Consider the following 24,335-nt stretch of genomic DNA (forward strand, 5'->3'; position numbering starts at 1 on the left):
TTCCCGTCCACGCGGTGATGGTTTGCAGCGAGATCATCCGGACCGTCATCGGAGCCTGAAACGATCACCGCGTGGACGGCATAGCCATCCACCCTACAGCATGCGCTAGCAATATCTCCGCACCAGCCCCGGCACCGCCTCCTGCTCCACCGGAGGACTGAACAGGAAGCCCTGGAACTCGTCGCAGTCCATCTCGCGCAGGATCGCCAGCTGCTCCGGCGTCTCCACCCCCTCGGCCACCACCTTGAGCTTCAGGCCGCGCGCCAGGTTGATGATGGACAGGGCGATGGCGGCGCTGTCGCCGTCGCGGTCGAGGTCGCGCACGAAGGCGCGGTCGACCTTCAGGCGCGCCACCGGGAAGCGCTTCAGGTAGGCCAGGCTCGAGTAGCCGGTACCGAAATCGTCGATCGACAGCTCCACCCCGAGCGCGCGGATCTCGTGCATCAGCGCGTCGACTTCGTCTTCGCGGCTCATGAGGGCGGTCTCGGTGATCTCCAGCTCCAGGCAGCCGCTCCCGATGCCGTGGCGCGCCAGGCAGCCGCGCACGGTGTCGAGCAGGCCTTTCTGGTAGAACTGGCGCGGCGACAGGTTGACCGCCACCCGCACCGGCCGTCCCAGCTGCTCGCGCCAGTCGCGCATCAGGCGGCAGGTTTCCTCGAGCGCCCAGGCGCCCATCGGGATGATCAGGCCGGTGCGCTCGGCGATCGGGATGAACTGTGCCGGCGAGACCTCGCCCAGCTCGGGGCTGGTCCAGCGCATCAGGGCTTCGAAGCCGACCACCTGTTCGCCGTCGATGGTGACCTTGGGCTGGAACACCAGGCGCAGTTCGCGCCTTTCCAGCGCGCGCCGCAGGTGGGCTTCGACGGTCAGGCGCTGGTCCAGGCTGGTGTGCATGCTGGCCGAGAAGAAGTGGACCGCTTCGCCGACCTCGATCCCGTGGCCGCTGCAGGCGTTCTGCGCTGCGCGGTACAGTTCGTCGGCGCTGCGTCCGTCCTGGGGGAACATCGCCACGCCCAGCACCGGCTCCAGGTAGAAGTCGCGGCCGTCGATGGCGAGCGGTCCGGACAGCATGTCGTGCACCTGCATGGCGAAGCGCTCGATCGCGCCGCGGTTGGCGGCGTCGAGCAGGAAGGCGAATTCGGCGCCGCGGATGCGCGCCACGACGCCAGGGCTTCCCCCGGCATCATCGCCGCCGGCCGCGCGTAACTGGTCGCCGATGCGGCGCAGGGCGCGGTCGGCGGCGTCGCGCCCGAGCAGGTCGACGACTTCGTGCAGGCGCTGGAACACCACCACCATGGCCGCCAGGTTGCGTTCGCCCGCCGCCGCGCCGGCCAGGCGCGCTTCCAGCAGGCGCCAGAACTGGTTCTGGTTCGGCAGGCCGGTGAGCGCATCGAATTCCGCCAGGTAGGCCAGGCGCGCCTCGGCCCGTTCGCGCTCGGTGATGTCGGTCAGGACCGTCACCAGCTGCGGGTCGCCGCCTTCGCCGGTCAGGCGGCTGGTCAGCTCGATGACGGTGCGCGCCTCGCCGCCGCCGTCGCGCATGGCGCCGATCGCTTCCACGCTGCGGCCCCCTTCCAGCACGGCGGCGTAGCGCCGTTCGCGTTCCTCGCCCTGTTCGCCCAGCACGCTGCGCTCGTCCTGGTCCATCAGTTCCTCGGGTGACTTGCCGACCAGGCGGCCGAAGGCCTCGTTGGCGAGCACGATGCGGCGTGCGCGGTCCAGCACCCAGATCGGCGCGCCGACCGCGTTGATCAGGGACGCCAGGTAATCGAAGCGCCGCGCCAGCCGCGATTCGCTGGCCGAGAGCAGCTCGATCAGGCGGAACTGGCGGCGCGAGTCGCGTCCCACGCGCCAGGCCAGCAGCGACAGCACCGCCGACAGCAGCAGGTAGAAGGCCAGCGCCGTCCACAGCGTGTCGTACCAGGCGTCCAGCGCGGCGTCCCGGTTCAGGCCCGTGATGATCACCAGCGGAAAGCCTTCCACCGTGTCGTAGCCGTACAGCCGCGCGATGCCGTCGAGCGGGCTGGCGGCTTCGATGGTGCCGCGCGGCGCGCGCGGCAGGTAGGTGCTGAACAAGGGGGTGTCGAGGAAGGAGCGGCCGATCCCTTGCGGATAGGAGGGCCCCCGGATCAGCATGGTGCCGTCGCGGTGGAACAGCGTCACCGAGCCGCCGGGGCCGAGGTCGATCAGCTGGTAGATCCTGTCGAAGTGGGCCGAGTCCACCTGCGCCACGACGCTGCCGACGCGCCGCATGGCCTTGTCCGTGACCTGGCGCGTGAAGGTGATCACGCCGCGCCCGTTGCCGCGCTCCACGGTGGCGATGGCGATCTGGGGATTCGGACCGCCCGGCGCCCCCGTCGGCGCCGGCAGGGCCAGGGCGACGGCCTCGTCGGCGCGCGCATCGGCCAGCAGCGTGCCGTTGGCGTCGAAAGCGGCGATGCGCAGCAGGTAGGCGTGGGCCGGACCCGCGCTTTCCTCGGCCAGCAGGCGCGCGAGCGCGGCGGGATCGCGGCGCATGGCGCTGGCAGCGCGTTGCAGCGCGCCATCGACGGCCTGGGCGACGCTCGTGGTCTGGGCGGCGAAAATCACCGCGATGTTGCGCAGGTTGGTCTTTTGTTCGCGAACCGTGTCGTCATAGCTGGCGTAGAGCATCGACGCTGTCACCATGCCCAGGGCGGCGATCAGGCCGGCCGCGATGATCACCAGCCGGGCAAGCGGATAGGGGCGGGTTGTCGGTGGAGCTGGATGATCCGTTTTTTGCATGCCTTGTCTGCGCAAGAGGTCGGTCGACCAGTGTCCCGATTCTACCTTGCTGCATGCGGGCACGGCCACGCGGCCGGATCATTTTTTGCACCCAAGAAAAAGGCCGGGATGAACCCGGCCATGAAGGAGGAGTGAAGCGGGAATCAGGCGGCTGCGGGGACGACAGGTTTCGCCAGGCGCGCCTTGCGCGAGCGGCTCACCAGGTACCAGACCAGGGCCAGCGGCAGCAGCAGGGGCAGCAGCAGCGGCGAGACCAGCACCGCCAGCGATACCGCGCCGAGGCCGAGGGCGCCGAGCAGGATCACGCCGACGCCGGCGAAGACCACCGCCAGCACCACGCCGACCACCAGCGTGACGAGCAGGCCCAGCAGGGCGCCGCCGCCCGCCAGCATCAGGCCCAGCAGGGAGCCGAAGGGACCGTCGAATTCCTCGCCATCGATGTTCAGGTGCATGCCGGCGTCAAGCATGTCCCAGAGCAGCAGGGCAAACAGGGCGATCAGCAGGTAGGGGGCGTACTTTTTCATGGCGGTCCTCTTCAGGTTGTTGGTCATCGCGTTATCGCTTTGCATGGTGCCAATGTAGGCGCGTGCGCCGGGACGGGCCATCGGAATGCGACAAAACGCAATTTTTGCGGGCCAAACGGCCGGCGCACGCGACAGGCGGTTTTGCCCTTGGGCAGGCCGGATTTTTCCTTGCAATGCCTTGAATGTTTCCTATACTGACAGCCTGCTCTGTGACAGGGGGATCCTATGCACGCTGTGTTTCATGGAATCCGGGACCACCTGGCTGAACCGCTTCCGGTACTGGCCAACAGCGGCCCCAAAGGCCCGCCATCGGCGCCGCCTACCATACCGCCGATCATCATCAACCCCTTCAATCGGCACACACCTTCCCCGGCCATCGATCCGCGGCCGGTGCCGCCCGGTCCGCCGGTACGCCCGCCACGCGGGCCGGACTGGCGCTGCCCGCGCGTCGCCCGCTAGCAGCGCGCCCGTGCGCAGCGGGCTTTGCCGGTTTCCTCTATGATCTCGGCTTTGGGCTGCGGCCCACCGAAGGAAACCGACAAATGAACGACGACATCCACGATCACGACGCCGAAGATGGCGGCCCCATCCAGGAGGCCCGCCTGTGGCAAGGTAACGGCTGGACGGCGCGTGTCATCAAGAACGAGGACGACGAAGGCTGGGCCGTGGCGATGTTCAAGGATGGCGAGCCGGAACCGGCCCTGGTCGGCCCCTGGACCATGGGCCGCGACAAGAAGAATCCCAAGCCGCTCGACGTCAACGCCTTCAACACCCTGGTCAAGACGGCATCGGAAGTGATCCGCCGCCACGAGCAGCACCTGCACGCGATCTTGCACAAGAGCACCGTGGTCTCGACCGGACAGGGCGAGCTCAAGGTGACCCTGGACATCGTGCCGGACGACGACGACCCCTACGGCATGTTGGCCGCCACCGACGAGATGGGCGAGCAAGTGGCGAAGGTGCGCGTGCCGGCCAGCTTCAAGCTGACGCCGGCGTCGGCCGAGGCCTGGATCGAAAGCGGCTTCCGCGCCCCGCGCGCTTGAGGCGCAGTCTGCAATAAGCCACAGCGCGGGCCGCCGGACTCCTCCGGCGCGGCCCAAACTGGTACTATTTCCCCTAAGCATCATTAATTACATGGGGAAGCAATGGAACGTCTTGACCGGCTGGAACGGGTCCAGTCGATGCTGCTCGAGATCGGGCAACTGTCGACCAGTTGCAGCGACATCGTCGAGTTCATCGCCGCGGTGCACCGCGCGCTGGGCCGCATCATGTATGCGGCTAATTTCTATGTGGCCTTGTCGGACCAGGAAGACGGGTCGGTGCGCTTCGTCTACTTCGTCGACGAGGAAGACGAGACGCCGGACGCCTTCGAGCACATCACCCTGGCCGCGCCGGACGAATCGCCCACCGCCTGGGTGCTGGTGAACCGCAAGGGCCTGACCATCACGGCCGACGACTTCGCAATGGCCGAAAGCAACGGCATCAAGTGGGGGCAGGGCAGCGCCGCCGAGCACTGGATGGGCGCGCCGTTGCTGGACCAGCACCAGCAGGCGCTGGGCGCCATGGTGATCCAGAGCTATACCAAGGGCGTCACCTACAGCGAGGAAGACCAGGCGCTGTTCACCCAGATCGCCAACCACGTCTCGAACGCGCTGCAGGGCCTGCAGAGCATGGACCGGCTGGAACGCGCGGTGCAGGAGCGCACCGCCGCACTGGCGGTCGAGGTGGCCGAACGGCGCCGCGCCGAGCAGGTGCAGCACGCGCTGTACCAGATCGCCAGCCTGTCGGCCCAGGCCCTCGACACCGAGGTCCTGAGCGCCAGCCTGCACCGCATCATCGGCGAGCTGATGGTGGCCGAGAACTTCCTGATCGGCCTGTTCCACCCGGACACCCAGGAAATCAGCATTCCCTATTTCGTTGACCAGAAGGACAGCGAGGCGCCGCTCAAGCGTTTCCCCTTCGGCAAGGCAATGTGTTCCTATGTGCTGTCGAGCAAGCAAGCCCAGCTGCACGACGCGGGCAGCTTCCGCCGCCTGGTGGCGAGCGGCTTGGTCAAGGAGCCCCTGGGCAATACCGAGATCGCGAGCTGGATGGGCGCGCCGATGCTGGTGCACGAGCAGCCCTATGGGGTGCTGGTGGTGCAGAGCTATGACCCGGCCATCGTCTACACCAAGGCCGACCTCGACCTGCTGGCCTTCATGGCCAGCCACGTGGCGGTGGCGATCGCGCGCATGCAGGCGGACCGCGCCATGCGCAAGGCCAAGGAACGCCTGGAGGAGCAGAACACGGCCCTGGTCGAAGCCCAGACCGAGCTGGTGCGCCAGGAAAAACTGGCCTCGCTGGGGCGCCTGGTAGCCGGCGTGGCGCACGAGATCAACACCCCGCTGGGGATCTGCGTGACCGCCACCAGCCACCTGGTGCAGGAACTCAAGCTCACGCGCGAGGAACTGGCGGCGGGCGAGATGACCGAGGACAGCCTGAACGCCTTCCTCGACATCGTCGACCAGTCGCTGCGCATCATGACCACCAACACCCAGCGTGCGGCAGCCCTGGTGCGCAGCTTCAAGCAGGTGGCGGTGGACCAGTCCTCGGACGACATCCGCAGCTTCAACCTGCACAATTACCTGAACGAGGTGCTGCTGTCGCTGCAGCCCAAGCTCAAGGGCCGGCCGGTGAAGGTGGAGCTGGACTGCCCCAGGGACCTGGTGCTGGACAGCTTCCCGGGCGCGGTGTCGCAGATCGTCACCAACATGGTGGTCAATTCGCTGGTGCACGGCTTCGAGCGCGAGCAGGCGGGCACGATCGCGATCCGCGCCGTGGTGGAAGACGACATGGTGAGCTTCGACTACGCGGACGACGGGGGGGGGATGGATGCCGAGACCCTGGACAAGCTGTTCGATCCCTTCTTCACCACCAAGCGCGGCGCCGGCGGCAGCGGGCTGGGGGCGCATATCCTGTACAACCTGGTGACGGGGGCGCTGGGCGGGACGGTGCGGGTGGAGAGCGCGCCGGGGGAGGGGCTGCGGTATCACCTGAAGTTCCCGCGGTCGCAGCGCAAGGAGAAGGTGGCGGCCTAACCGTCAGCCCGCACCCTCAAAACGTCATCCCGGCCTTCGCCGGGATGACGGTACTAAAGCTTGTGGTGAAAGGCGAAGCAGCGGCGACGCTGACGGACTCAGTCCGCGTCCGGCCAGTTCTTGTTGATCTCGATCGCCTTGTCCATGTTCTTGATGAGCAGGTCGACGTAATACGGATCGAGGTGATGCCCCGCCACCTCGCGCAGGTGCTCGGTGACCTTTTCGGCCGGCCAGGCGTCCTTGTAGCAGCGCTTGTGGCTCAGGGCGTCGAAGACGTCGGCCACGGCCACGATGCGCGCATACGGGTGGATGTGCTCGCCCTTCAAGCCTTGCGGATAGCCGGTGCCGTCGAACTTCTCGTGGTGCTGATGCGCGATCACCGCGGCCGCCTTCAGGATCGGACGCGAGGAGCCGTCCAGGATCTGCAGGCCCACCGTCGGGTGCTGGCGCATGATTTCCCATTCTTCGTCGTTCAGGCGGCCCGGCTTGAGCAGTACCGCGTCCGGGGTCGCGATCTTGCCCACGTCGTGCATCGGCGCGGCGTGCATCAGCACCGCGGTTTCCTCGTCCGGCATGCCGGAGGCTTGCGCCAGCAGGTGGCAGACCTGGGACATGCGGCGCACGTGGTTGCCCGCCTCGTTGGAGCGCGACTCCACCACGTCGCCGAGGCGCAGGATCAGTTCGGCCTGGGTATCGGTGATTTCCTGGTTCAGCAGGATGTTGTCGAAGGCGATCGTCACGCCCGAGCAGAAGACTTCCAGCAGCTGGGCGTCGATCTCGGAGATCTCTTCCACACCCTTGAGCACCAGCAGCGAGGCCTTGCCGCTGGCGTTGGGGAAGTAGCCGACATAGGTGTCGCCGTGCAGGCGCGAGATGCGGTTGTGGCGCGCGTCGTCGAGCTGGGCCACCAGTTCCGGGCCGATCTCCTCGCCGCCAAGGTCGCCGATCTGGGCCAGCACTTCGTACTGGCTCTCGCCCGTGATCACGCTGGCGCCCTTCAGGCGCAGCAGCATGCTCTGTTCCAGGCGCAGCAGCGCCACCACCTGCTGCAGCAGGCCGTTGGCGAAGTCCTTCAGGCTGCGCTGGCGGAACAGGTGGCTCGAGGCCGCGATCACGCGCTCCAGGCCTTCGCGATAGCTGTGCTGCACGCGGCGCGCTTCCTCGACCTTCATGATGTCGCGGTAGGCGCGCAGGGCGGCGAAGGTGGTGGTGAACAGCTTGGTGCGATCGAGCTCGGTCTTTTCCTTGTAGTCGTTGATGTCGTAGTCGACGATCACGCGCTCTTCCGGGGCCTGGCCCGGCTGGCCGGTGCGCAGCACGATGCGGGTAAACTGGTTATCCAGCTCCTGGCGCATCCAGCGCGCCACTTCCAGGCCGCTGTCCTCGCGCTCCATCACCACGTCCAGGAACACCAGGGCGATGTCCTTCTCGCGCGCCAGCACTTCCTTCGCTTCGGCGCCGCTGTAGGCGTGCACGAAGGACAGCGCACGGCCGTCCAGGCGGAAGCGCGACAGGGTCAGCTTGGTGATGTCATGGATATCGGGCTCGTCGTCGACCAGCAACACTTTCCAGGGTGCCAGCTTGGGCGCGGCGGAAGAGAGGAAGGACATAAACGTGTTCCGATATCGGGTTGTCGAGTTAAAAGCGCTTGCTAAAAGGGAAAATAGCGATAGTCAACTTGATTGTAGTATGGCTCATGATCCTTAACAACAGGCAATATTAAAACTGTTGGGGAAAGATGTCACATACAGATGCGGGACGAATAAACGGGCGTTTTATTCCGCGTCGCCGTAGCGTTTTTGGCAACGTTCACACCAGAAGCTGCGCCGGTTGGATTGGCCCAGCTTGGCTTTATGGAAGGGGATGTGGCAGCGCGGGCAGGTGCGCTGGGCATGGGCTTGCCAATGCTGCTTGAGCACGAACTGGCGCTTCCATTCCAGGAAGTCGAAGCTGTACTGGCGCGCCTCGTCGACGAGCTGGCGCAGCTTGGCCGGCGGCAGGGCGCCCATCGTGGAAAGGGGATGGAGGCGGATGCGGAACAGGACCTCGTTCTTGATGATGTTGCCCACGCCCGAGAAGATCTCCTGGTCGAGCAGGGCGTCGCAGGCCAGCAGATCGGGGCGGGCGCGCAGCTTCTTGCGCGCCTTCTTGGGATCCCACTGGGCCGACATCACGTCGGCGCTGAAATCGTAGGCGGCGAAGGTGTCGCGGTCGATCTCCTTGACCGAGCAGGCGTAGAAGTTCATCACGCCGCCATCCTGCATTTCCAGCGACAGCCGGGGCGGCTTGTCCCGCCCTTCGTCGATGCGGTAGGTGCCGAACAGGAGGAAGTGGATGCGCAGGACCATGGCCGGCGTTTCGATCAAGAGGTGCTTGCCCCAGGTGTGGATAGCCAGGATGGGCTGGCCAGCCAGGCGCGCGGTGTCGATGGCCCAGGTGTTGCCGTCGGCGCGCACGATGTCCTGCCCGACGAAGCGCGCGGTTTGCTCTTTCAGCAAGTAGAGTGATGGACCTTCCGGCACGGTTGACCTCCTTGGGTCCATTGTCGCCAAGCGCATCGAAAAGCCGTGTGCGGGGCCTAACATTTCGATACAAAACTTCGACGCTTCCAGACAGCCGCGGACGCGCAAACGGCGTATATTTGATCGTGACAGCAGTGGTATAAGCACCGGCAACAGCGAGGACAACCGAGAGAGGTAAGACCATGAAAGCCCTGATACGCAACCTGGCCCTGGGAGGGCTGCTCGCGCTGGGCGCGGGCGCCGCATCGGCGGGTGTCACCGTGAAGTACATCGAGCCTGACAAATTCTCCGACCTGCCGTTCGCGCCGTGGGAACGCGAGGACGTGCTGCGCGAGCTGACGGACTATTTCACCAAGCTGGGCAAGTCCCTGCCACAGGGGCAGGACCTGGCCCTCGAGGTGACCGACATCGACCTGGCGGGCCGCGAGTACCCGAATTCCCGCGCGGCGCGCGACCTGCGCGTGCTCAAGGGCATGGCGGACTGGCCGATCATCACCTTGCGCTACACCCTGACCGAGAACGGCCAGGTGCTCAAGAGCGGCGACGCCAAGCTTGCCGACATGAGCTACCTGCAGCGCATCAACCGGCACTGGGACAGCGAGCCGCTGCGCTACGAGAAGCGCATGATCGACGAGTGGTTCGCCAAGACCATCGTGCAGAAGCGGCCTGGCTGAAGGCTGCGCGCATGAACGAGAACGGCGCCCCGCGGGGCGCCGTTTTTTCGTCGTAGGGTTGGCGGCTCCGCCGCCGACGCGTTCAACTGTCGCATGAAAAAACGCATGGGGCTCATTGCAGCCGCTAGAACGCGTCGGCAGGAGACCTGCCGACCCTACGGGTGTTGGGAAGGCTTATTCGCCTTTCTTGACCGCCGTGCGCCTCGGCGCCATCGCATCGCGCACCGTGTAGTCGGACGGCACCGTGAACAGCGCCGCGGCCGGCTCTTCGCGTTTCAGGTCTTCCAGGCGGTACACCATCTCGCCGCTGCGCGGGTCGCTGCGCTTGTGGTAGACCAGCATCTGCAGGTCCGGCGAGGTCCAGGTCTCGCTCGAGACCGTGATCGGGTTGCGGTTGCCGATCTCGCCCGCAGGGATCTCGTAGCTGCGCTGGTGGCCCTGGGCCTTCACGCCCGAGAACTCGCGCGTGCCCAGGTCGCGGCTGCTGGCCTTGGCCGACCAGCGGGCGTCGCCGATCGCGCCCGCGATCATCGGTCCGAGCTGCACCGACATCGCGCGCGTGGCGTCCGCGGCGTCCACCGCCGGCTGGGCGATGCGGATGCGCACGTCCTTGTGCTCGCCGCTGCGCTCGACTTCCTTGACGATGAAGCGTCCGCCTTCCGGCAGCTTGCCTTCCTTGCGCAGCTGCTCGATGCGCTCGCGGGCCCGTTCGGCCGCCATCCTCGCGTGCTCGCCGGAGGCGCGCGCGCGGTCGGCGGCCACGCGCGCCTGGTCCGCGGCGGCGCGCGCCTGTTCCGCCGCCGCGCGGGCGATGTCGCCCGGGGCGCCGACCTTGGTGGCGGTCTTGTTCTTCGGACGCAGCACATAGCGCGCACCCTCGACCGGATCGACGATGGTCACGACCCGTACCTCGCCCTTGTCGTCGCGGACCTCGGTGCGGGTGCGGCCGGCGCTGTCGCGGTAGTTCATCGCGCTGCTCTTGTGGACGATCTGGTTGCCGTCGGCCAGATGCTGGATGCGCTCGGACACCGACAGCGCGCTGTAGGGAGCGTTCTTGACCACGCGCCCGCCGTGCAGCGGCAGGATGGCGCCGGACATCATCGGCAGGGTATCGAGCATGTGCATCTCTTCCATGCCGCCCAGACGGGTGACGATGCGGCGCTCGACGCCTTCGGCGCGCTCCTCGGCCTGCTCCAGCTCCTCGGCCAGGGCGGGGGCGAAGGCGCAGGCCAGCAGTGCTGCGATCAGGATCTTCTTGGTCATCATGACTTCCTCGGTAAGTAGATTGGCGTGTTCGAAACGTATGTTCATTCGCTGTCGCTCAGGCGCACCGCCAGGGGCTGGCCGTCGGCGGCCAGCAGCATTTCGGCGCGCACCGTGTCGGAAGCGTTGGCGGCGTCGACCGGCATGCCCAGCGAGGCCAGCGCGGTGCGCGGCAGCTCGGCTTCGACGACCCGGGTATCCGGCTCCTGCTCGATCCGTTCGAGCGACTCGATGGCGATGAAGGCGGCGCCCTTGTCGATGCCCACCACCGGCGTGCCGACGGTGACGGCGCGGTGCGGCGACAGCGCCAGCAGGGCCGCCACCGCGGTCAGCGAGCACAGCGCGCCGGCCGTTCCCCACTGGGGCAGGGACAGCCGCTGGTACCAGCGGCGCTTGCGGGGGAACTGGCGCGCGAAGGCCTGCATCAGTTCCTTCTCGACGCAGCGCGGGGCGTTCATGCCGGCCAGTTCGGCGCGCAGGGCGCCCACATGCTGTTCCAGCAGCGGATCCGGCGTCGGGTGCGTGGTGTCCTTGTCGTCGATCATGTTCGTATTCCTTCCTTTCAGGCCGCCGCATGGGCGGCCGGGTGCAGCGCCCGCAGGCGCTTGGCGAGCGCCGCGCGTCCGCGCGCCAGGCGCGAGCGCACCGTGCCGAGGTCGACCTGGCAGATCACGGCGATCTCCTGGTAGGACAGCTCGTGCAGTTCGTACAGGATGACCGGATCGCGGTAGTGCGGCGGCAGCAGGGCCAGCGCACGGCGTACCTGTTCGGCCGCTTCGTTCTCCAGCAGGCGGCCCAGGGGCTCCTGCGCGTCGCTCGCTTCGTCGAGTTCCAGCTCGCCATCCTCGTCCGGCTCGGCCAGCGACACCTGGCGCCGGCGCGGCTCCTCGAGCTTGAGGATCAGGTTGCGCGCCACCCCGAACAGGAAGTGCTGCAGCTGGCCGCGCAGCGGATCGAAGGCCAGGCGGCCCGTCATCAGCGCCATGAAGGCTTCCTGGACCACGTCGGCGGCGGTGTCGCCGGAGCCGCAGCGCAGCAGGGCGAAGCGGTACAGCGGACCCTGGTGCCGCCGGTACAGCGCCGCGAAGGCGGCGGCCGTTCCAGCATGCATCTGGCGCAGCAGCTCGGTGTCGGATGGGTCGGAGGTCGTGGTCATGGCGGTCATCTTTACCCTTATTCCGCCGTAGGGGCGGAAAAGTTCCAACTTCTTTTAGAAAGAAGGGAAGTCGGGAAAAAAGACGACGCCGGCAGGCGGGAGGGCCGGCCGCAGGCGCGGCCGGCGCGGGGACTGGTGGAGATCAGGCCTGGGGTGCGGACCGGCGGCGGCGCGCGGCGAACAGGCCGCCCGCACCGGCCGCGAGCAGCAGCAGGACGCCGGGCTCCGGCACCTGGGCGTCGACGCGTTCAAACGAGGAGATCGTGCTGTCGAAAACCATGAAGCCGTCGTCGGCCGCGCGGCTGAAGGAGGCGAACAGGCTCTTGAGCTCGAACAGGGCCGGATCGAGCCGCCCCGGCATCGCGCCGTCCTCGAGCGCGGTGCCGTCCACGTCGCCCAGCGACAAGTGGCCGGTAGCGCGGACGCCCCCATCCTGGCGCACCATGATGCGTTCGAAGACGTCATACGCGGGATTGTCCGGCAGTCCGTCCGCATTTCTCACGTAGCTGGTGCCGGACCAGGGCGCTTCCGGACCGGCATCGAAGCTGAAGGTGGCGCCGCCGACGGTGAAGGACATGAAGTCATACTGCGCGCCGTCGTAGATCGTGGTGCGCAGGCGGGGCTCCGGATCGGGCTGGTAAGCGGCCAGCGGCGCCGCCGTGTTGTAGCGCAGGATGCCGGTGACCACGTCGCCGACCCGGATCAGGGGACCGGCGTAGGCGCTCTCCGCCGGCGCCAGGTAGTTCCCGGTCTGGATGTCCTTTTCGACGATGGCATCGATGGTCGCGGTGTAGCGGTAGGTGAGGACCGCGCCCTGGGCGCTGGCGGCCAGCAGGCAGGCCAGGCCCGCGGTGCACAATGTACGGAGGAGTGTCATGGTCGGGAAGCTTGCCCTTGCAGAGCCGTAAAGGCACTATTGCAACACTGCAAGATTGCCCTGTCAATGCACGGCGCATGCCTCCAGGGCGTATCAGTCGACCCAGTTGACCCGTTCGAACTTGCCGCGGAATTCCTCCGGCATGGCCATGACCTGGCTGGTCTTGTAGTTGAAGAAGACGAAGCCGGACTTGGCCATGGCGATCAGGGTACGGTCGCGCGGACGGCTGACGCGGAAGATGATGTCGCCGCCGTATTTATTGAAGTCCATGACGCCGACTTCGAACAGCAGCTCGTCACGGGCATGGGCTTCGGCGCGGTAGGTAGTGGCCAGGTCGGTGACGATGATGCCGGTGCCGTCGCGCTCGGTTTCGGCGACGCCGAATTCGAACAGGAAGCGGGCCCGCGCCTCGGAGATCATCGAGATCATCGAGTCGTTGCCCAAGTGGTTGGCGGCGTTGACGTCGGTAACCCTCACGGTCAGCGGCGTCGAATAATAAAACTGGTCTTCGGGGAAGTTGAGTTGTAAGCGTGCCATTTCTTAATTCTAACTCTACGGGGCGCCATTCCGTCCAATTTTGTAGATGGTCCCGCTGGACGCCACCAGGTAGAGCTCGCCTTCGGCATCCTGGCCGAAGGATACGACCTGGCCGATGTCCGGGATGCTCCACTCACGCTGCTCGACGATGCCGCTGGCGCTGGCGAAAAAGCTCTTCAGGAAACCCTTGCAGTAGTCGGAATAGAAATAGCGCCCGGCCAGCTCGGGCAGGGCGCGGCCGCGGTACACGAAGCCGCCCGTGATCGAGCAGCCGTTGGCGTCGTTGCTGCCGTGGTCGTATTCGAAGGCGGGCAAGATAAGGCCGGCCTGGCTGCAGCTGGCGGCGTTGTAGCACAGGGTGCCTTCCATGACGTTCCAGCCATAGTTGAGCCCGCCCTGGCGGGCGTCGCTGAGGTTGACCTCCTCGCGCCGGTCCTGGCCCACGTCGGCCACGTAGAGCTGGTTGCCGTCGAAAGCGAAGCGCCAGGGGTTGCGCAGGCCGTAGGCCCAGATTTCGGGGCGCCGTCCGCTCGTGCCGGCGAACGGATTGCCTGCCGGGATGGCGTAGCTCTCGGCGGGAACGGCGCTTGAAACGTCGATGCGCAGCAGCTTGCCCAGCAGCGAGTTCAGGTTCTGGGCATTGCCTCCCGGATCGCCGGCGCCGCCGCCGTCACCCGGCCCCAGATACAGGTAGCCGTCCGGCCCGAAGGCCACCTGGCCGCCGAAATGGTTGGTGAAGTTCGGATGCGGAATACTGATGATGGGCAAGCCGGAGGTGGGGTCGGCCAGGTTGGGATTGGAAGAGGCCGTGAAGCGTTCGACCACGATATTGCGCTGCGGATCGGTGTAGTACAGGTAGAAGTAGCCGTTGCGCGCGAACTGGGGATCGAAGGCGAGCGACAGCAGGCCGCCTTCGCCGGCCGTCAGCACGCGCGCGCTGATATCGAGGAAGGGCGTGGCGAGGACCGCCCCGTTCTGGATGATGCGCACCCGTCCCGCGCGCTCGAGCACGAACAGGCGCGCGTCGCCCGGCGGCGCGGCCAGCCAGGTCGGGTTGGCGAGGTTGGCGGCGACGGTGCTCAAGGCCAGCGTGAGCGTGGCGCTGCCGTAGGCCACGGTGGCGCCGGCGGTGGCGCCGGCGCTTACCACGGCGCTCTGCGAGGCGGGCGCCGGCGTGTAGGTGGTGGCGCCGCTGGTGACCGCCGTGGCCGCCACGTTGTAGCTGCCCGGCGCCAGGCCGGTCAGGGTTTGCGTTTGGGTTAGGTCTTGCAGGAAATTGTTGGGCCCGGTGACACGCATCGAGGCGTTCACGGCGGCCGGCAGGCCGGTCGCGGTCACCGTCAGCGAACCGGTCGTGGCCGCCCGCGGGGTCACGGGACCGGTGGTGCCGGGGCTGCCGCCGCCCCCGCCGCAGCCGGCCAGCAGGGCAGCCAGCATCGCCATCAAGAGCAGTCCCCACATCCGCGCGCGTTCGAGCAGCATGTCCGCCTCCGTGACCGAAGAATTCGCTGGCACCATTGTGCAGCGAATACCGCTGCTTCGCCATTGGAGCAGCGAACCGTGCGTGTCAGTGTAGCGGCCTGCCAGCCTGCCGCCGTTTGATGCGCGTCGAGCCGGAGCCGGGCACCAAATCCCGGCCGGGCGATCAGCGGGTCAGTCGGTAGATCAGCAGCGCGGTGCGGATCGCGGCGCGCTCGATCGAGGCCAGTTCGACCCGCTCGGCCGGCGAGTGGGCGCCGCTGCCGCTCGCGCCCAGGCCGTCCAGGCTGTCGATATAGGGCGCGACAAACTGGATGTCGCCGGCGCCGCGTGCGGTGGCGGGCAGGGCCGCGATCGTTCCCAGCCCGGCATCGCTGCTGGCCTGGGAGTAGACGTCCAGCAGCTTGAGGTTGCCCGGTGTAACCGCCATCGGTGGATAGGAGTCGCGGAAAGTGATGGTGGCGCTGGCGCCCGGCAGGCTCTGGGCCACGATCGCGCGCATCCTGGCCTGGGCGCGGTCGCGCTGCGCATAGTCGAGGTAGCGCAGGTCGCTCTTCACCGTCACGGTGTTGGCGATGACGTTGGTCTTGCCTGCCGCCGTGCCGCCGCCCTTGGCTTCGTCGTAGGCCACCATGGTGCCGCCCAGGATCACGCCCGGATTGAAGCTCAGGCCCGGTTCGACCACCTCGCGCCGGAAGCTGTCCAGGATGCGCGCCGCCTCGTAGACGGCGCCGTAGCCGCCGGGACCGAACACGCCCTGCGAATGGCCCTGGCGCGCCTTGACCTCCAGGTCGAAGGAAGCGGTGGCGCGGCGTCCGACGGTGGCGGTGGCCTGGCCCCCGTCGGTGACCGTGCCTTCGAAACCGAGGGCGATGTCGCTGCGTTTGGCCAGCTCGACCATGTCGCGGCGCGAGACCGAGCGCGGCTCGCCCGCGTCTTCCTCGTCGCCGGTGAACATGACGGTGATGCGCGTATCGTCGAGCGCGCCGGCACGCTGCAGGGCGCGCAGGGCCGCGACCACGACCACGTTGCCGCCTTTCATGTCGCCTACGCCCTGGCCGCGCGCGTCGTCGGCGGCGCCGTCGCGTTCCCACAGCGGGCCGGGCGCATCGGCCTCGAACACGGTGTCGAGATGGCCGAGCAGCAGCAGGCGCTTGCCGCGCTTGCCGTCGCGCACCGCCACCAGGTGGCCGGCGCGCCGCATGGCGGGCGGCATGTCGAGCCAGGCGGTGCGAAAGCCCAGGGCCTCGAATTCCCGGGCGAACACGGCACCCACCGCGCGCACGCCGGGCAGGTTCATGGTGCCGCTGTTGATGCGCGCGCTGCGCTCGAGCAGCGCAATGGCGTCCCCGGACCAGGCGCGCACTTCGGCGACGATGCGCTGTTCGGTGGGCGTGAGCGCCGCGGCTTGTGCCGGAACCATGGAGCATGCGGCGGCCAGCGCCAGCGTAAAGACGAGCTTGCGGTGCATATCGCTTCCTGGTCAGGAATGAGAGTATGCAACTTTACTACGAACGAACGCCGCGAGTCAGGGTAGGGCGGGCGCGCGGCTGCGGGTCTTGCTGACGACGCCGGACGGGTCGAGCAGGATGACGAACTCGGCATAGCGTCCACCGCCGTCGGGCGACTGGTAGACCCAGGCCTCGTAGCCGCTGTCGAAGCGCACGCTGCGGGTCGGGCCGAAGGCGGCGATCAGCTCGGCCTTGGTGGTGCGGCCGGGCACGACGCCTTGCTGCAGGCGTTCCAGAGGGGCCTGGGTTCCGGGCGGAACCGGCTGGCTGGCGCATCCGGTCAGCAACAGGGCGCAGGCGAACAGGCGCGCCTTCATGGCGACTCCTGCGGCGGCGCCGTCATGTATTCGAATTCGACCAAGGTATCGTCGGGCCAGGACCGGTCCCACAAGGGCACGTAATACGTGCGGTCCAGCATCACCTGGCAATCGCAGTATTCGAGCTCGGCCGGCGTCTGCTCGCCGCCGGCATACAGCATGCGGAAGGGCAGGGTTTCGACGCGCTCGCCGGCGCGCAGGGTGACGCCGAAGACGGGCCGCTCGGTGAAGAACAGATAGTTGCCGTCCGGGCTGTTGCACACGCCTTCGGGCGTATCGAGGACGCCGGCGATCCAGCCGAACAGGGGAGAGCTGTTCGACACCAGTCCCGCTTCCTTGCCGACCAGGCACTCGAGACGCAGGTCGCCGAGGCGCCGCTTGCCTGCGGGCACGCCCGGCGACTGGATCAGCGCGCGCCAGGTCATGCTGGTGGTCTTGCGGTTGGCCAATACGGCAGCGTCTTCGCGCAGGGCGGCGTCGATGCGCGGCAGGACGAAGGTATTGTCCTCGCCGACCGGCACGGGCACACTGAGGCTGTCGCCGGCGATGCGCAGGGTGATGCCGCGCATGTCGACCGTACGCGAGCGCGGCAGCAACTGGAAGCGCAGGGTGGCCTGCGGCGCCAGCGCACGCTCGCGCTCGAAACGCTCCATGCCACGTATCATTTTCCGGTAGGATTTGTCGACCGGGTCGCGGGTGGACCTGACGGTGACGGTGCTGGCGTGTTGCCGGGCTTGTTCCGCGAACGCGGAAGCAGGGAAAGACAGGAGACTGGCCAGGACGGCCAGCCCCAGGAGAGCGACGCGGAGCGGGTTCCGCGCCATCGTGCTTACCAGTAGCGGACCCGGCCCGTGTCCATGTGCACGAACTGCGAGTCGGGGTAGTAGCCGACGCCGCCGCCCTTGAGCGACATCGCGGCCTTGTGCAGCATCTTCAGGTCCTTGCCGGGCAGGCGGATGTCGATGGCTTTGCCGTCCATGTGCATGCTGCGCTTGGCCACGCCATTGCTGTTGGCGTGCAGCTTGGCGTTCGACTCCGGCGAGCGGTAGCCCGAGATGATGTGCAGTTCCTTGCCGTTGCCGAGCTTGTCGTTCACCTGGTCGAGCAGCAGCAGCAGCTGCGGGTCCATCTCGGCAACCTGGTTGTTGCGGTGATCGCGCAGGACCTTGTTGATGTCCTTCAGCGCATCCGGAATGAATTGGCCTTCGGCCCAGAACACGCTGCTCAGCTTTTCGCCGGTGTGCGTGTTATACAGGCGCAGGGTTCGTTCGCCGGGAATGGCCGATGCGGTTTTGGCAAGTGCTGGGATGCTGAGGGTGGGTGCTGCGAGGAGGAGGGAACTTTTGAGGAAAGCGCGGCGTTGCATCATCGTCGGAGATCCTTACGCTGTGTTCACTGAAGCGTCAATCATACGCCGGTTGTGCGGAACGTGCAGACAAAATGAAGCAAAATGCGGCTAATTGGCGACTAAGTTAACGATTTGACCAATCCTGGGAGATAAATTCATGCCGAGTATTAAACGCCTGACAATCATTGCACTCACCGCCGGCGCCTTTGCCGGCGCCGCGGCCGCGCAAGAGGTCGCGCCGGTCGACCAGCCTCCCGCCGCCAGGGGCTGGAAGACGGAAACCGTGGCGGAGGACCTGCCCCAGCCCTGGAGCATGGCCTGGCTGCCGGACGGCCGCATCCTGGTAACGGGCAAGGAAGGCACGCTGCACCTGGTCAGCGGCAAGGCGCGCCAGGCGATCCCGATCGAAGGCCTGCCGCAGCTGTTCACGGGCGGCCAGGGTGGCCTGCTCGACATCTCGGTGCACCCGGCCGACAAGGCCAACCCGCGCATTTACCTGACAATGGCGAGCGGCAGCGACAGCGAGAACCGGACCGTGCTGGTGCAGGGCATCTTCGACGGCAAGCGCGTGCATGGCCTGCGCACCCTGTTCAGCGTGACGCCGGGCAAGAGCGGCGGCCAGCACTTCGGCTCGCGCCTGGCCTGGATGAAGGACGGCACGCTCCTGATGAGCATTGGCGACGGCGGCAATCCGCCCCAGCGCGTGGGCAGCATGCTGGCGCGCGAGCAGGCCCAGAACCTGGGCAGCCACCACGGTTCGATCCTGCGCCTGACGGCCGAGGGCAAGCCGGCGCCGGGCAATCCGCTGGCCAGCAAGCAAGGGGCGTTGCCGGAAATCTGGAGCTATGGCCACCGCAACGTCCAGGGCCTGGCGGTCGATCCGGTCTCGGGCCGGGTCTGGGCCAGCGAGCACGGCCCGCGCGGCGGCGACGAGATCAACCTGGTCGAGGGCGGCAAGAACTATGGCTGGCCGCTGCAGAGCTACGGCCTGGACTACAAGACGCGCGAGCCGGTCGGCATGAAGGTGGTGCCGGGCATGGTGCAGCCGCTGGTGGTGTGGGTGCCTTCGCCGGCGCCCTCGGGCCTGGTGGTCTACACCGGCAAGGCCTTCCCGCAATGGCAGGGCAGCCTGTTCAGCGGCAGCCTGGCCGGCCAGGACATCCGCCGCGTGGCGCTCGACGCCCAGGGCAAGGTACTGAAGCAGGAAAAGCTCGATATCGGCAAGCGCGTGCGCGACGTGCGCCAGGGGTTGGACGGCTACCTGTATGCCTTGACCGACGAGGCGAAGGGCAAGCTGTTGCGCATCGTGCCGCAATAAGCGGCGCTGATTCGTAGGGTGGACGGCTCCGCCGTCCACGCGGTATGGTTGGCGGCTCCGTTGTCGCGCATGGGTCGGCGCACGGGCGTTGACCCCGTCCACCCTACGATGCATAGCGCATGGAGTCTGTCTCGAGACGCTTTTTTCCTTCTTGCAAATCCAAAACCTGCCTAGAATGCCGAAGCCGCCGCCACCCGCCGTGCCGGCGATCCTTCCCTTGTCCTTCCCTTTGGAGGAGCATCAATGGCAGTCACCCTTCGTCGCAGTATTCCGCTGGCAGCAGCCCTGGCATTGGCCCTCGGCGGCGCCCAGGCCGCGCCGGCCAAGCCGGCAGCCGCCCCGGACATCCCGATCCCGCACATCCCCTACACCAAGTTCACGCTCAAGAACGGGCTGACGGTGCTGGTCCACGAGGATCACAAGACCCCGGTGGTCGCGGTCAACACCTGGTACCACGTGGGCTCGAAGAACGAAAAACCCGGCAAGACCGGCTTCGCCCACCTGTTCGAGCACCTGATGTTCAGCGGCAGCGACAACTTCAACAAGACCTACCTGAACGCGATGGAGCGCATCGGGGCGACCGACCTGAACGGCACCACCAACACCGACCGCACCAATTATTTCCAGAACGTGCCGACCTCGATGCTCGACTATGCACTGTTCGCCGAGAGCGACCGCATGGGTCACCTGCTGGGAACGGTCGACCAGAAGAAGCTCGACCTGCAGCGCGGCGTGGTGCAGAACGAGAAGCGCCAGCGCGAGAACCAGCCCTACGGCATCGCCTACGAACTGCTGGTGACGAATACCTATCCGGTCGGCCACCCGTATTCCTGGACCGTGATCGGCAAGATGGAAGACCTGGACGCGGCCTCGATGACGGACGTGCGCGACTGGTTCAAGTCCAACTACGGCCCCAACAACACGGTGCTGGTGCTGTCGGGCGACATCACGCCCGAGGAAGCGCGGCGCAAGGTGGAGCAGTACTACGGCGCCATCCCGCCGGGACCGCCGCTGGCCAAGCACGAGGCCTGGATCGCCAAGCGCACCGGTTCCCATCGCACCCAGGCCCAGGACCGGGTGCCGCAGACGCGCATCTACCGCACCTGGAACGTGCCGGGCGCGCATACGCCGGAGGAAGTCCAGCTCGACCTGGCGGCCCACATCCTGGGCGGCGGCAAGACCTCGCGCCTGTACAAGCGCCTGGTGTACAAGGACCAGCTGGCCACCAGTGCGTCCGCCAGCGATTCCTCGTCCGAGATCGGCGGCCAGTTCGACATGACGCTCACCGCCAGGCCGGGCGCGGACGTGAAGAAGATGGAGCAAGCAGCCGACGAGGAACTGCGCGCCATGCTGAAGAACGGTCCGACGGAGTCCGAACTGCGCCTGGCCAAGACCGCGATCCTGGCCAACTACACGCGCATGATCGAGCGCGTCGGCGGCTTCGGCGGCAAGAGCGACCTGCTGGCATCGTGCCAGACCTACACCGGCAATCCGGACTGCTACAAGGTCTACCTGCAGCGCATCAAGGACGCCACCCCGGCGTCCGTCAGGAAGGCCATGAACGAATGGCTCACCGACGGCGACTTCGTGCTGCAGATCGACCCTTACCCGACCGGCCTGGCCGCCGCCGCCTCGACCCTGGACCGCAGCAAGGAACCGCTGCCGGGCAAGCCGATGTCGCTCAAGCTGCCGCCGATGCAGAAGACCACCCTGTCGAACGGCCTGAAGGTGGTGCTGGCCGAGCGCCATGAAGCGCCGGTGGTCAACCTGCAGCTGCTGGTCGACAGCGGCTTCGCCTCGGACGCCAAAGACATGCCAGGCGTGGCCAGCCTGGCGCTGCGCATGCTCGAAGAAGGCACGCCCACCCGCCAGTCGCTGCAGATCGGCGAGGAACTCGAAGGACTGGGCGCCAGCTTCGGCACCGGCACCAACCTGGACGGCGCGTTCGTCACCATGAACACGCTCAAGGCCACCATGCCGCGCGCGCTCGACCTGTACGCCGACCTGATCCTGCATCCGGCCTTCCCGCAGAAGGAGTTTGCGCGCCTGCAGCAGGACCGCCTGGCCGCGATCGCGCGCGAGAAGGCCAGCCCGCAGGCGACCGCGATGCGCGTGCTCCCCGGCCTCCTGTACGGCAAGGACCACGTCTACGCCCACCCCTTTACCGGCAGCGGCACCGAGGACGCGGTCAAGCGCATGACCCGCGCCGACCTGGCGAAGTACCACGCCACCTGGTTCAAGCCGAACAACGCCACCCTGCTGGTGGTGGGCGACACCACCCTGGCCGAGATCAAGCCGCTGCTGGAGAAGCAGTTCGGTGGCTGGAAGGCCGGCGAGGTGCCGAAGAAGGTGATCGCGCCGGTCGCGGCGCCGGAAAAGTCCCTGGTCTACCTGGTCGACCGTCCGGGCGCGCTGCAGAGCGTGATCGTCGGCGCGCAGCTGGCCCCGCCGCGCAACAGCCCCGAGTCAGTCCCGCTGGAGATGGTCAACGACGTCTTTGGCGGCACCTTCAGCTCGCGCATCAACATGAACCTGCGCGAGGACAAGCACTGGTCCTACGGGGTGCGCAGCTCGCTGTACGCGGCGATCGGCCAGCGTCCCTTCATGAGCGTCTCGCCGGTGCAGACCGACAAGACCCCGGACGCGCTCAAGGAACTGGTGCGCGAGTACCGCGACATCGCCGGCGGCAAGCCGATCGCGCCGGCGGAGCTGAAGGATGCGCTGGACAACAACACCCTGGGCCTGCCGGGCCGCTTCGAGACCGCGGGCCAGCTGGCCGGGGCCTACTCGACCATCCTGCAGTACGGCCTGCCCGAGGACTACTACAACACCTTCACGGAGAAGGCGCTGTCGCTCACGCCGGCCCAGGCGAACGCCCTGGCGGCGCGCAGCTTCACGCCGGAACGCCTGGTGTGGGTGGTGGTCGGCGACATGAGCAAGGTCGAGTCAGGCATCCGCGCCCTGAACCTGGGCGAGGTGCGCAAGATCGACGTGGACGGCAATCCCGTAAGCGGCGCAGCAGCGAATTGAGCCGACGCCACCGTCTCGCACGGCCGTGAGCGGGACGGTGGCGCTTAACCCCGAACGCCGAATACGGGCGTCGTCCCATTGCCGGATGGCGAGGGGATCCGCTTCACTTCCACGTGCTCGCGCACGGCGTCGCGCAGCATTTTCATCAATACCTCCCGCGGGCCGGGCGCGGACGTATCCGGCTCGACCAGCTGCACGGCGCTGCCGAACTCGCGGACATTGCGTCCCAGCGGAATGTTCGCTGATTGTCCCGGCGCGAGATCGACGACGCGTGGCTGCATCGCGCCATTGACGTGGAACCCGACCAGCGCGGTCTTGTCGGTGCGGCGGTTGAGAACCTGGGCATGCACGGTCGCCGCATCGCCCGTACCGGACATGCGGTACCGGATCTCCACGCCGTCGACGGTCTGGCTCGTGCGGCGCAGGTAGCCACCGGTCCAGGTACGCAGCACTTCGGGTTCACCCAGGAAGGCGCTGCGGAACTCGGCCACCTGGGCCGCCAGGCGCCGCCTGGCGTCGGCCTCGTCGTCTCCGGTCACGGTCGCATACTTCGTGAACTGGCAGCGCTCGTACATCGCGGATTTGCCAAGATAGCTGTAGACGATGCTGTAGCGCCCTGGCGGCAGCAGATCGATGTTCAGGTCTGTCAGTTGCGTTTGCGCGCGCAGCTGTTTCGCCGCTGTCCTGGCGTCTTCCTCCGTCGCATGCTCGGTCATGCTGATGCGGCGTTCGGGACAGGCGCGCCCCTGTACCGGCTCGTGGCCCGTCGAGAACACCAGATACTGGTTGGCGCTGGCCGCGCCCATGATGGCCCAAAGCACGCAAGCCCGGGCGAGGAGAGGACGGAAGTTCGCCAAGCGGCTGGGTGCGCATCCAGCCTGGCCAGAAGCAGGGCGGTGTCGCGCAGAAGTTGTTAATTTGCACAAGCTCTGGTTTCCCGGTCGTGCCTGAGGTATCGTCATCATTCGCCTCGGGTTGTCAAAAACGCATTGCCAGTCTACCGGGGAAATGCATTTCCCGCGACGGTTTATGGCCGCCACGCCGCGATGAGCCGCTTGCATCATCTTTTCTTTTCCAAACCTATGTCCCGTATTTTTCTCTCAGCTATTTCCGCATCGATTCTTGCTACCGTCGCCGCTCCCGGTGCCGCATTCCAGCCCCCCGGCGCGGAGGCGGTCTTCGGCGTCAAGCTGTATCCTTCACCGGTCAAGGGATGCCATGCCGGCGTCTGCGCTGAGGGAGTCCTGATCAGCGAGGTGGTACCGGGCAGCGAAGCGGCGCGTCTTGGCTTGCTTGCCAACGACTTGATCACCAAGGTCTCGAGTACGCCCACGACAAAAGTCCGTATCGTCAGCGATGTACTTGGCACACCGGATATCAGGATCCCGCTCACCATTTACCGCAAAGGGATGTTTACGACGGTCTGGGTTGGCGGGGAAACCCCCAAGGCCGCTGTCGCCCGGGGGCCCCAGTCCGAGGCCGAAGCCGAGCCGGCAATGGCCGAGGCGCTGCCGGCGCCGGTCGTACCCGTCGCGCCCGGCGCCGTCCTGATGCATCCACCGGTCCAGGCCGCCCCGGCGGCGAGCGTTCCTGGCGGGGCGAGGAAACGGCCGGGCGCGCCGGATGCGTCCGCTTACCTGGGCAAGTTACGCAAATCCATGCGCCTGATGGCGAAATCCTGCGGCAAGGACGATGTCCGGATTGGCGGCACGCTGCCGGCCGATGGCCGCGTGCTGGAACGGGTGAACGTTTCCTATCGCGCGGCCTGTCCGGGCAAAGCGAGCGTCACGGGCACCATCCACGGCTATGTCGGCGACGGCCTATCGTGCGCCAACTCGGACATGCGTCCGCTCGATCTGCCCTGCCGGCCCGAAGAAGCCCGCATTACCGTCGAGGACGTGCAGGCTGGAGAATAAGGCTCCGGCCTGCGCAGCGCCGG

At 67.0% G+C, this 24,335-nt stretch carries 21 protein-coding genes; 6 read left to right on the plus strand and 15 right to left on the minus strand.

What is annotated here, in order from left to right; genetic code table 11:
- Positions 1-105: 105 nt before the first annotated feature.
- Together KBW98_RS12040 and KBW98_RS12045 are read right to left on the minus strand one after the other, a co-directional pair.
- On the minus strand, positions 106-2,763 hold the full coding sequence (locus tag KBW98_RS12040) for an EAL domain-containing protein (protein WP_211520384.1): 2,658 nt from the start codon (positions 2,761-2,763) through the stop codon (positions 106-108).
- 143 nt (positions 2,764-2,906) lie between these two features.
- Positions 2,907-3,287: a hypothetical protein gene (locus KBW98_RS12045; RefSeq protein WP_211520385.1), complete on the minus strand. Its 381-nt coding sequence runs from the start codon at positions 3,285-3,287 to the stop codon at positions 2,907-2,909.
- A gap of 542 nt (positions 3,288-3,829) precedes the next feature.
- Between KBW98_RS12045 and KBW98_RS12050 the strand changes: the two genes are divergently transcribed.
- Together KBW98_RS12050 and KBW98_RS12055 are read left to right on the plus strand one after the other, a co-directional pair.
- Positions 3,830-4,330 carry a hypothetical protein gene (locus KBW98_RS12050; protein WP_211520386.1) on the plus strand — a complete coding sequence of 167 codons (501 nt, stop codon included), beginning with the start codon at positions 3,830-3,832 and terminating at the stop codon, positions 4,328-4,330.
- Between the two features lie 102 nt (positions 4,331-4,432).
- Positions 4,433-6,364 (plus strand): GAF domain-containing sensor histidine kinase, encoded by a 1,932-nt coding sequence (locus tag KBW98_RS12055; RefSeq protein WP_211520387.1) that lies wholly within the window; start codon positions 4,433-4,435, stop codon positions 6,362-6,364.
- A gap of 98 nt (positions 6,365-6,462) precedes the next feature.
- Here KBW98_RS12055 and KBW98_RS12060 read toward each other — a convergent pair whose 3' ends face one another.
- Together KBW98_RS12060 and KBW98_RS12065 are read right to left on the minus strand one after the other, a co-directional pair.
- Entirely contained in the window at positions 6,463-7,974 is a 1,512-nt protein-coding gene (locus KBW98_RS12060) for an HD domain-containing phosphohydrolase (RefSeq protein ID WP_211520388.1), read from the minus strand.
- Positions 7,975-8,139: 165 nt separating this feature from the next.
- Entirely contained in the window at positions 8,140-8,922 is a 783-nt protein-coding gene (locus KBW98_RS12065; RefSeq protein ID WP_373888934.1) for a DNA-formamidopyrimidine glycosylase family protein, read from the minus strand.
- Positions 8,923-9,068: 146 nt separating this feature from the next.
- Here KBW98_RS12065 and KBW98_RS12070 point away from each other — a divergent pair, with 146 nt between their 5' ends.
- The gene (locus tag KBW98_RS12070) at positions 9,069-9,560 is read left to right on the plus strand and encodes a DUF3016 domain-containing protein (protein ID WP_211520390.1); all 492 of its coding nucleotides are present in this window, start codon (positions 9,069-9,071) and stop codon (positions 9,558-9,560) included.
- Between the two features lie 174 nt (positions 9,561-9,734).
- On the opposite strand, the gene KBW98_RS12075 is transcribed toward KBW98_RS12070, so the two are convergent.
- The 10 genes from KBW98_RS12075 to KBW98_RS12120 all read right to left on the minus strand — a co-directional run bounded on the left by KBW98_RS12075 (position 9,735) and on the right by KBW98_RS12120 (position 18,069).
- The gene (locus tag KBW98_RS12075; protein WP_229429144.1) at positions 9,735-10,871 is read right to left on the minus strand and encodes a hypothetical protein; all 1,137 of its coding nucleotides are present in this window, start codon (positions 10,869-10,871) and stop codon (positions 9,735-9,737) included.
- The gene (locus KBW98_RS12080) at positions 10,868-11,368 is read right to left on the minus strand and encodes a hypothetical protein (protein WP_229429145.1); all 501 of its coding nucleotides are present in this window, start codon (positions 11,366-11,368) and stop codon (positions 10,868-10,870) included. Before KBW98_RS12080 ends, KBW98_RS12075 begins: the two co-directional genes overlap by 4 nt.
- 17 nt (positions 11,369-11,385) lie before the next feature.
- Positions 11,386-11,979 carry an RNA polymerase sigma factor gene (locus tag KBW98_RS12085; protein ID WP_229429146.1) on the minus strand — a complete coding sequence of 198 codons (594 nt, stop codon included), beginning with the start codon at positions 11,977-11,979 and terminating at the stop codon, positions 11,386-11,388.
- A gap of 142 nt (positions 11,980-12,121) precedes the next feature.
- Positions 12,122-12,856 (minus strand): PEP-CTERM sorting domain-containing protein, encoded by a 735-nt coding sequence (locus KBW98_RS12090; protein ID WP_211520392.1) that lies wholly within the window; start codon positions 12,854-12,856, stop codon positions 12,122-12,124.
- A 93-nt stretch (positions 12,857-12,949) separates the two neighbouring features.
- The gene (locus tag KBW98_RS12095; protein WP_211520393.1) at positions 12,950-13,393 is read right to left on the minus strand and encodes a thioesterase family protein; all 444 of its coding nucleotides are present in this window, start codon (positions 13,391-13,393) and stop codon (positions 12,950-12,952) included.
- Between the two features lie 15 nt (positions 13,394-13,408).
- Positions 13,409-14,875, minus strand: coding sequence for a sorbosone dehydrogenase family protein (locus tag KBW98_RS12100; RefSeq protein ID WP_229429147.1), 1,467 nt, complete (start codon positions 14,873-14,875; stop codon positions 13,409-13,411).
- 163 nt (positions 14,876-15,038) lie between these two features.
- Positions 15,039-16,343 (minus strand): M20/M25/M40 family metallo-hydrolase, encoded by a 1,305-nt coding sequence (locus KBW98_RS12105; protein WP_211520394.1) that lies wholly within the window; start codon positions 16,341-16,343, stop codon positions 15,039-15,041.
- Between the two features lie 57 nt (positions 16,344-16,400).
- Positions 16,401-16,700, minus strand: a complete 300-nt coding sequence (locus KBW98_RS12110) for a hypothetical protein (protein ID WP_211520395.1) — start codon at positions 16,698-16,700, stop codon at positions 16,401-16,403.
- Positions 16,697-17,353: a hypothetical protein gene (locus KBW98_RS12115; protein ID WP_229429148.1), complete on the minus strand. Its 657-nt coding sequence runs from the start codon at positions 17,351-17,353 to the stop codon at positions 16,697-16,699. The genes KBW98_RS12110 and KBW98_RS12115 overlap by 4 nt, the downstream gene beginning before the upstream one ends.
- Before the next feature lie 176 nt (positions 17,354-17,529).
- The gene (locus KBW98_RS12120) at positions 17,530-18,069 is read right to left on the minus strand and encodes a DUF882 domain-containing protein (RefSeq protein ID WP_211520397.1); all 540 of its coding nucleotides are present in this window, start codon (positions 18,067-18,069) and stop codon (positions 17,530-17,532) included.
- A gap of 136 nt (positions 18,070-18,205) precedes the next feature.
- Between KBW98_RS12120 and KBW98_RS12125 the strand changes: the two genes are divergently transcribed.
- Together KBW98_RS12125 and KBW98_RS12130 are read left to right on the plus strand one after the other, a co-directional pair.
- Positions 18,206-19,366 (plus strand): PQQ-dependent sugar dehydrogenase, encoded by a 1,161-nt coding sequence (locus tag KBW98_RS12125; protein ID WP_211520398.1) that lies wholly within the window; start codon positions 18,206-18,208, stop codon positions 19,364-19,366.
- Between the two features lie 243 nt (positions 19,367-19,609).
- A complete protein-coding gene (locus KBW98_RS12130) occupies positions 19,610-22,396 on the plus strand; it encodes a pitrilysin family protein (RefSeq protein WP_211520399.1) in 2,787 nt (928 codons plus the stop codon).
- Between the two features lie 44 nt (positions 22,397-22,440).
- Here the strand turns inward: KBW98_RS12130 and KBW98_RS12135 are convergent, their stop codons facing one another.
- Positions 22,441-23,253 carry a hypothetical protein gene (locus KBW98_RS12135; protein WP_211520400.1) on the minus strand — a complete coding sequence of 271 codons (813 nt, stop codon included), beginning with the start codon at positions 23,251-23,253 and terminating at the stop codon, positions 22,441-22,443.
- Positions 23,254-23,442: 189 nt separating this feature from the next.
- Between KBW98_RS12135 and KBW98_RS12140 the strand changes: the two genes are divergently transcribed.
- Positions 23,443-24,312 carry a PDZ domain-containing protein gene (locus KBW98_RS12140; protein ID WP_211520401.1) on the plus strand — a complete coding sequence of 290 codons (870 nt, stop codon included), beginning with the start codon at positions 23,443-23,445 and terminating at the stop codon, positions 24,310-24,312.
- Positions 24,313-24,335 lie beyond the last annotated feature (23 nt).

This window comes from Massilia sp. ST3, from assembly GCF_018119405.1.
Classification (GTDB): Bacteria; Pseudomonadota; Gammaproteobacteria; order Burkholderiales; family Burkholderiaceae_D; genus Telluria.

What these genes read in the sequence shown, in the direction of transcription:
- KBW98_RS12040 (WP_211520384.1), bottom strand. Translation starts at nt 2,763, where the DNA reads ATGCAAAAAACGGATCATCCAGCTCCACCGACAACCCGCCCCTATCCG.
- KBW98_RS12045 (WP_211520385.1), bottom strand. Translation starts at nt 3,287, where the DNA reads ATGAAAAAGTACGCCCCCTACCTGCTGATCGCCCTGTTTGCCCTGCTG.
- KBW98_RS12050 (WP_211520386.1), top strand. Translation starts at nt 3,830, where the DNA reads ATGAACGACGACATCCACGATCACGACGCCGAAGATGGCGGCCCCATC.
- KBW98_RS12055 (WP_211520387.1), top strand. Translation starts at nt 4,433, where the DNA reads ATGGAACGTCTTGACCGGCTGGAACGGGTCCAGTCGATGCTGCTCGAG.
- KBW98_RS12060 (WP_211520388.1), bottom strand. Translation starts at nt 7,974, where the DNA reads ATGTCCTTCCTCTCTTCCGCCGCGCCCAAGCTGGCACCCTGGAAAGTG.
- KBW98_RS12065 (WP_373888934.1), bottom strand. Translation starts at nt 8,922, where the DNA reads ATGCGCTTGGCGACAATGGACCCAAGGAGGTCAACCGTGCCGGAAGGT.
- KBW98_RS12070 (WP_211520390.1), top strand. Translation starts at nt 9,069, where the DNA reads ATGAAAGCCCTGATACGCAACCTGGCCCTGGGAGGGCTGCTCGCGCTG.
- KBW98_RS12075 (WP_229429144.1), bottom strand. Translation starts at nt 10,871, where the DNA reads ATGAACATACGTTTCGAACACGCCAATCTACTTACCGAGGAAGTCATG.
- KBW98_RS12080 (WP_229429145.1), bottom strand. Translation starts at nt 11,368, where the DNA reads ATGATCGACGACAAGGACACCACGCACCCGACGCCGGATCCGCTGCTG.
- KBW98_RS12085 (WP_229429146.1), bottom strand. Translation starts at nt 11,979, where the DNA reads ATGACCACGACCTCCGACCCATCCGACACCGAGCTGCTGCGCCAGATG.
- KBW98_RS12090 (WP_211520392.1), bottom strand. Translation starts at nt 12,856, where the DNA reads ATGACACTCCTCCGTACATTGTGCACCGCGGGCCTGGCCTGCCTGCTG.
- KBW98_RS12095 (WP_211520393.1), bottom strand. Translation starts at nt 13,393, where the DNA reads ATGGCACGCTTACAACTCAACTTCCCCGAAGACCAGTTTTATTATTCG.
- KBW98_RS12100 (WP_229429147.1), bottom strand. Translation starts at nt 14,875, where the DNA reads ATGCTGCTCGAACGCGCGCGGATGTGGGGACTGCTCTTGATGGCGATG.
- KBW98_RS12105 (WP_211520394.1), bottom strand. Translation starts at nt 16,343, where the DNA reads ATGCACCGCAAGCTCGTCTTTACGCTGGCGCTGGCCGCCGCATGCTCC.
- KBW98_RS12110 (WP_211520395.1), bottom strand. Translation starts at nt 16,700, where the DNA reads ATGAAGGCGCGCCTGTTCGCCTGCGCCCTGTTGCTGACCGGATGCGCC.
- KBW98_RS12115 (WP_229429148.1), bottom strand. Translation starts at nt 17,353, where the DNA reads ATGGAGCGTTTCGAGCGCGAGCGTGCGCTGGCGCCGCAGGCCACCCTG.
- KBW98_RS12120 (WP_211520397.1), bottom strand. Translation starts at nt 18,069, where the DNA reads ATGATGCAACGCCGCGCTTTCCTCAAAAGTTCCCTCCTCCTCGCAGCA.
- KBW98_RS12125 (WP_211520398.1), top strand. Translation starts at nt 18,206, where the DNA reads ATGCCGAGTATTAAACGCCTGACAATCATTGCACTCACCGCCGGCGCC.
- KBW98_RS12130 (WP_211520399.1), top strand. Translation starts at nt 19,610, where the DNA reads ATGGCAGTCACCCTTCGTCGCAGTATTCCGCTGGCAGCAGCCCTGGCA.
- KBW98_RS12140 (WP_211520401.1), top strand. Translation starts at nt 23,443, where the DNA reads ATGAGCCGCTTGCATCATCTTTTCTTTTCCAAACCTATGTCCCGTATT.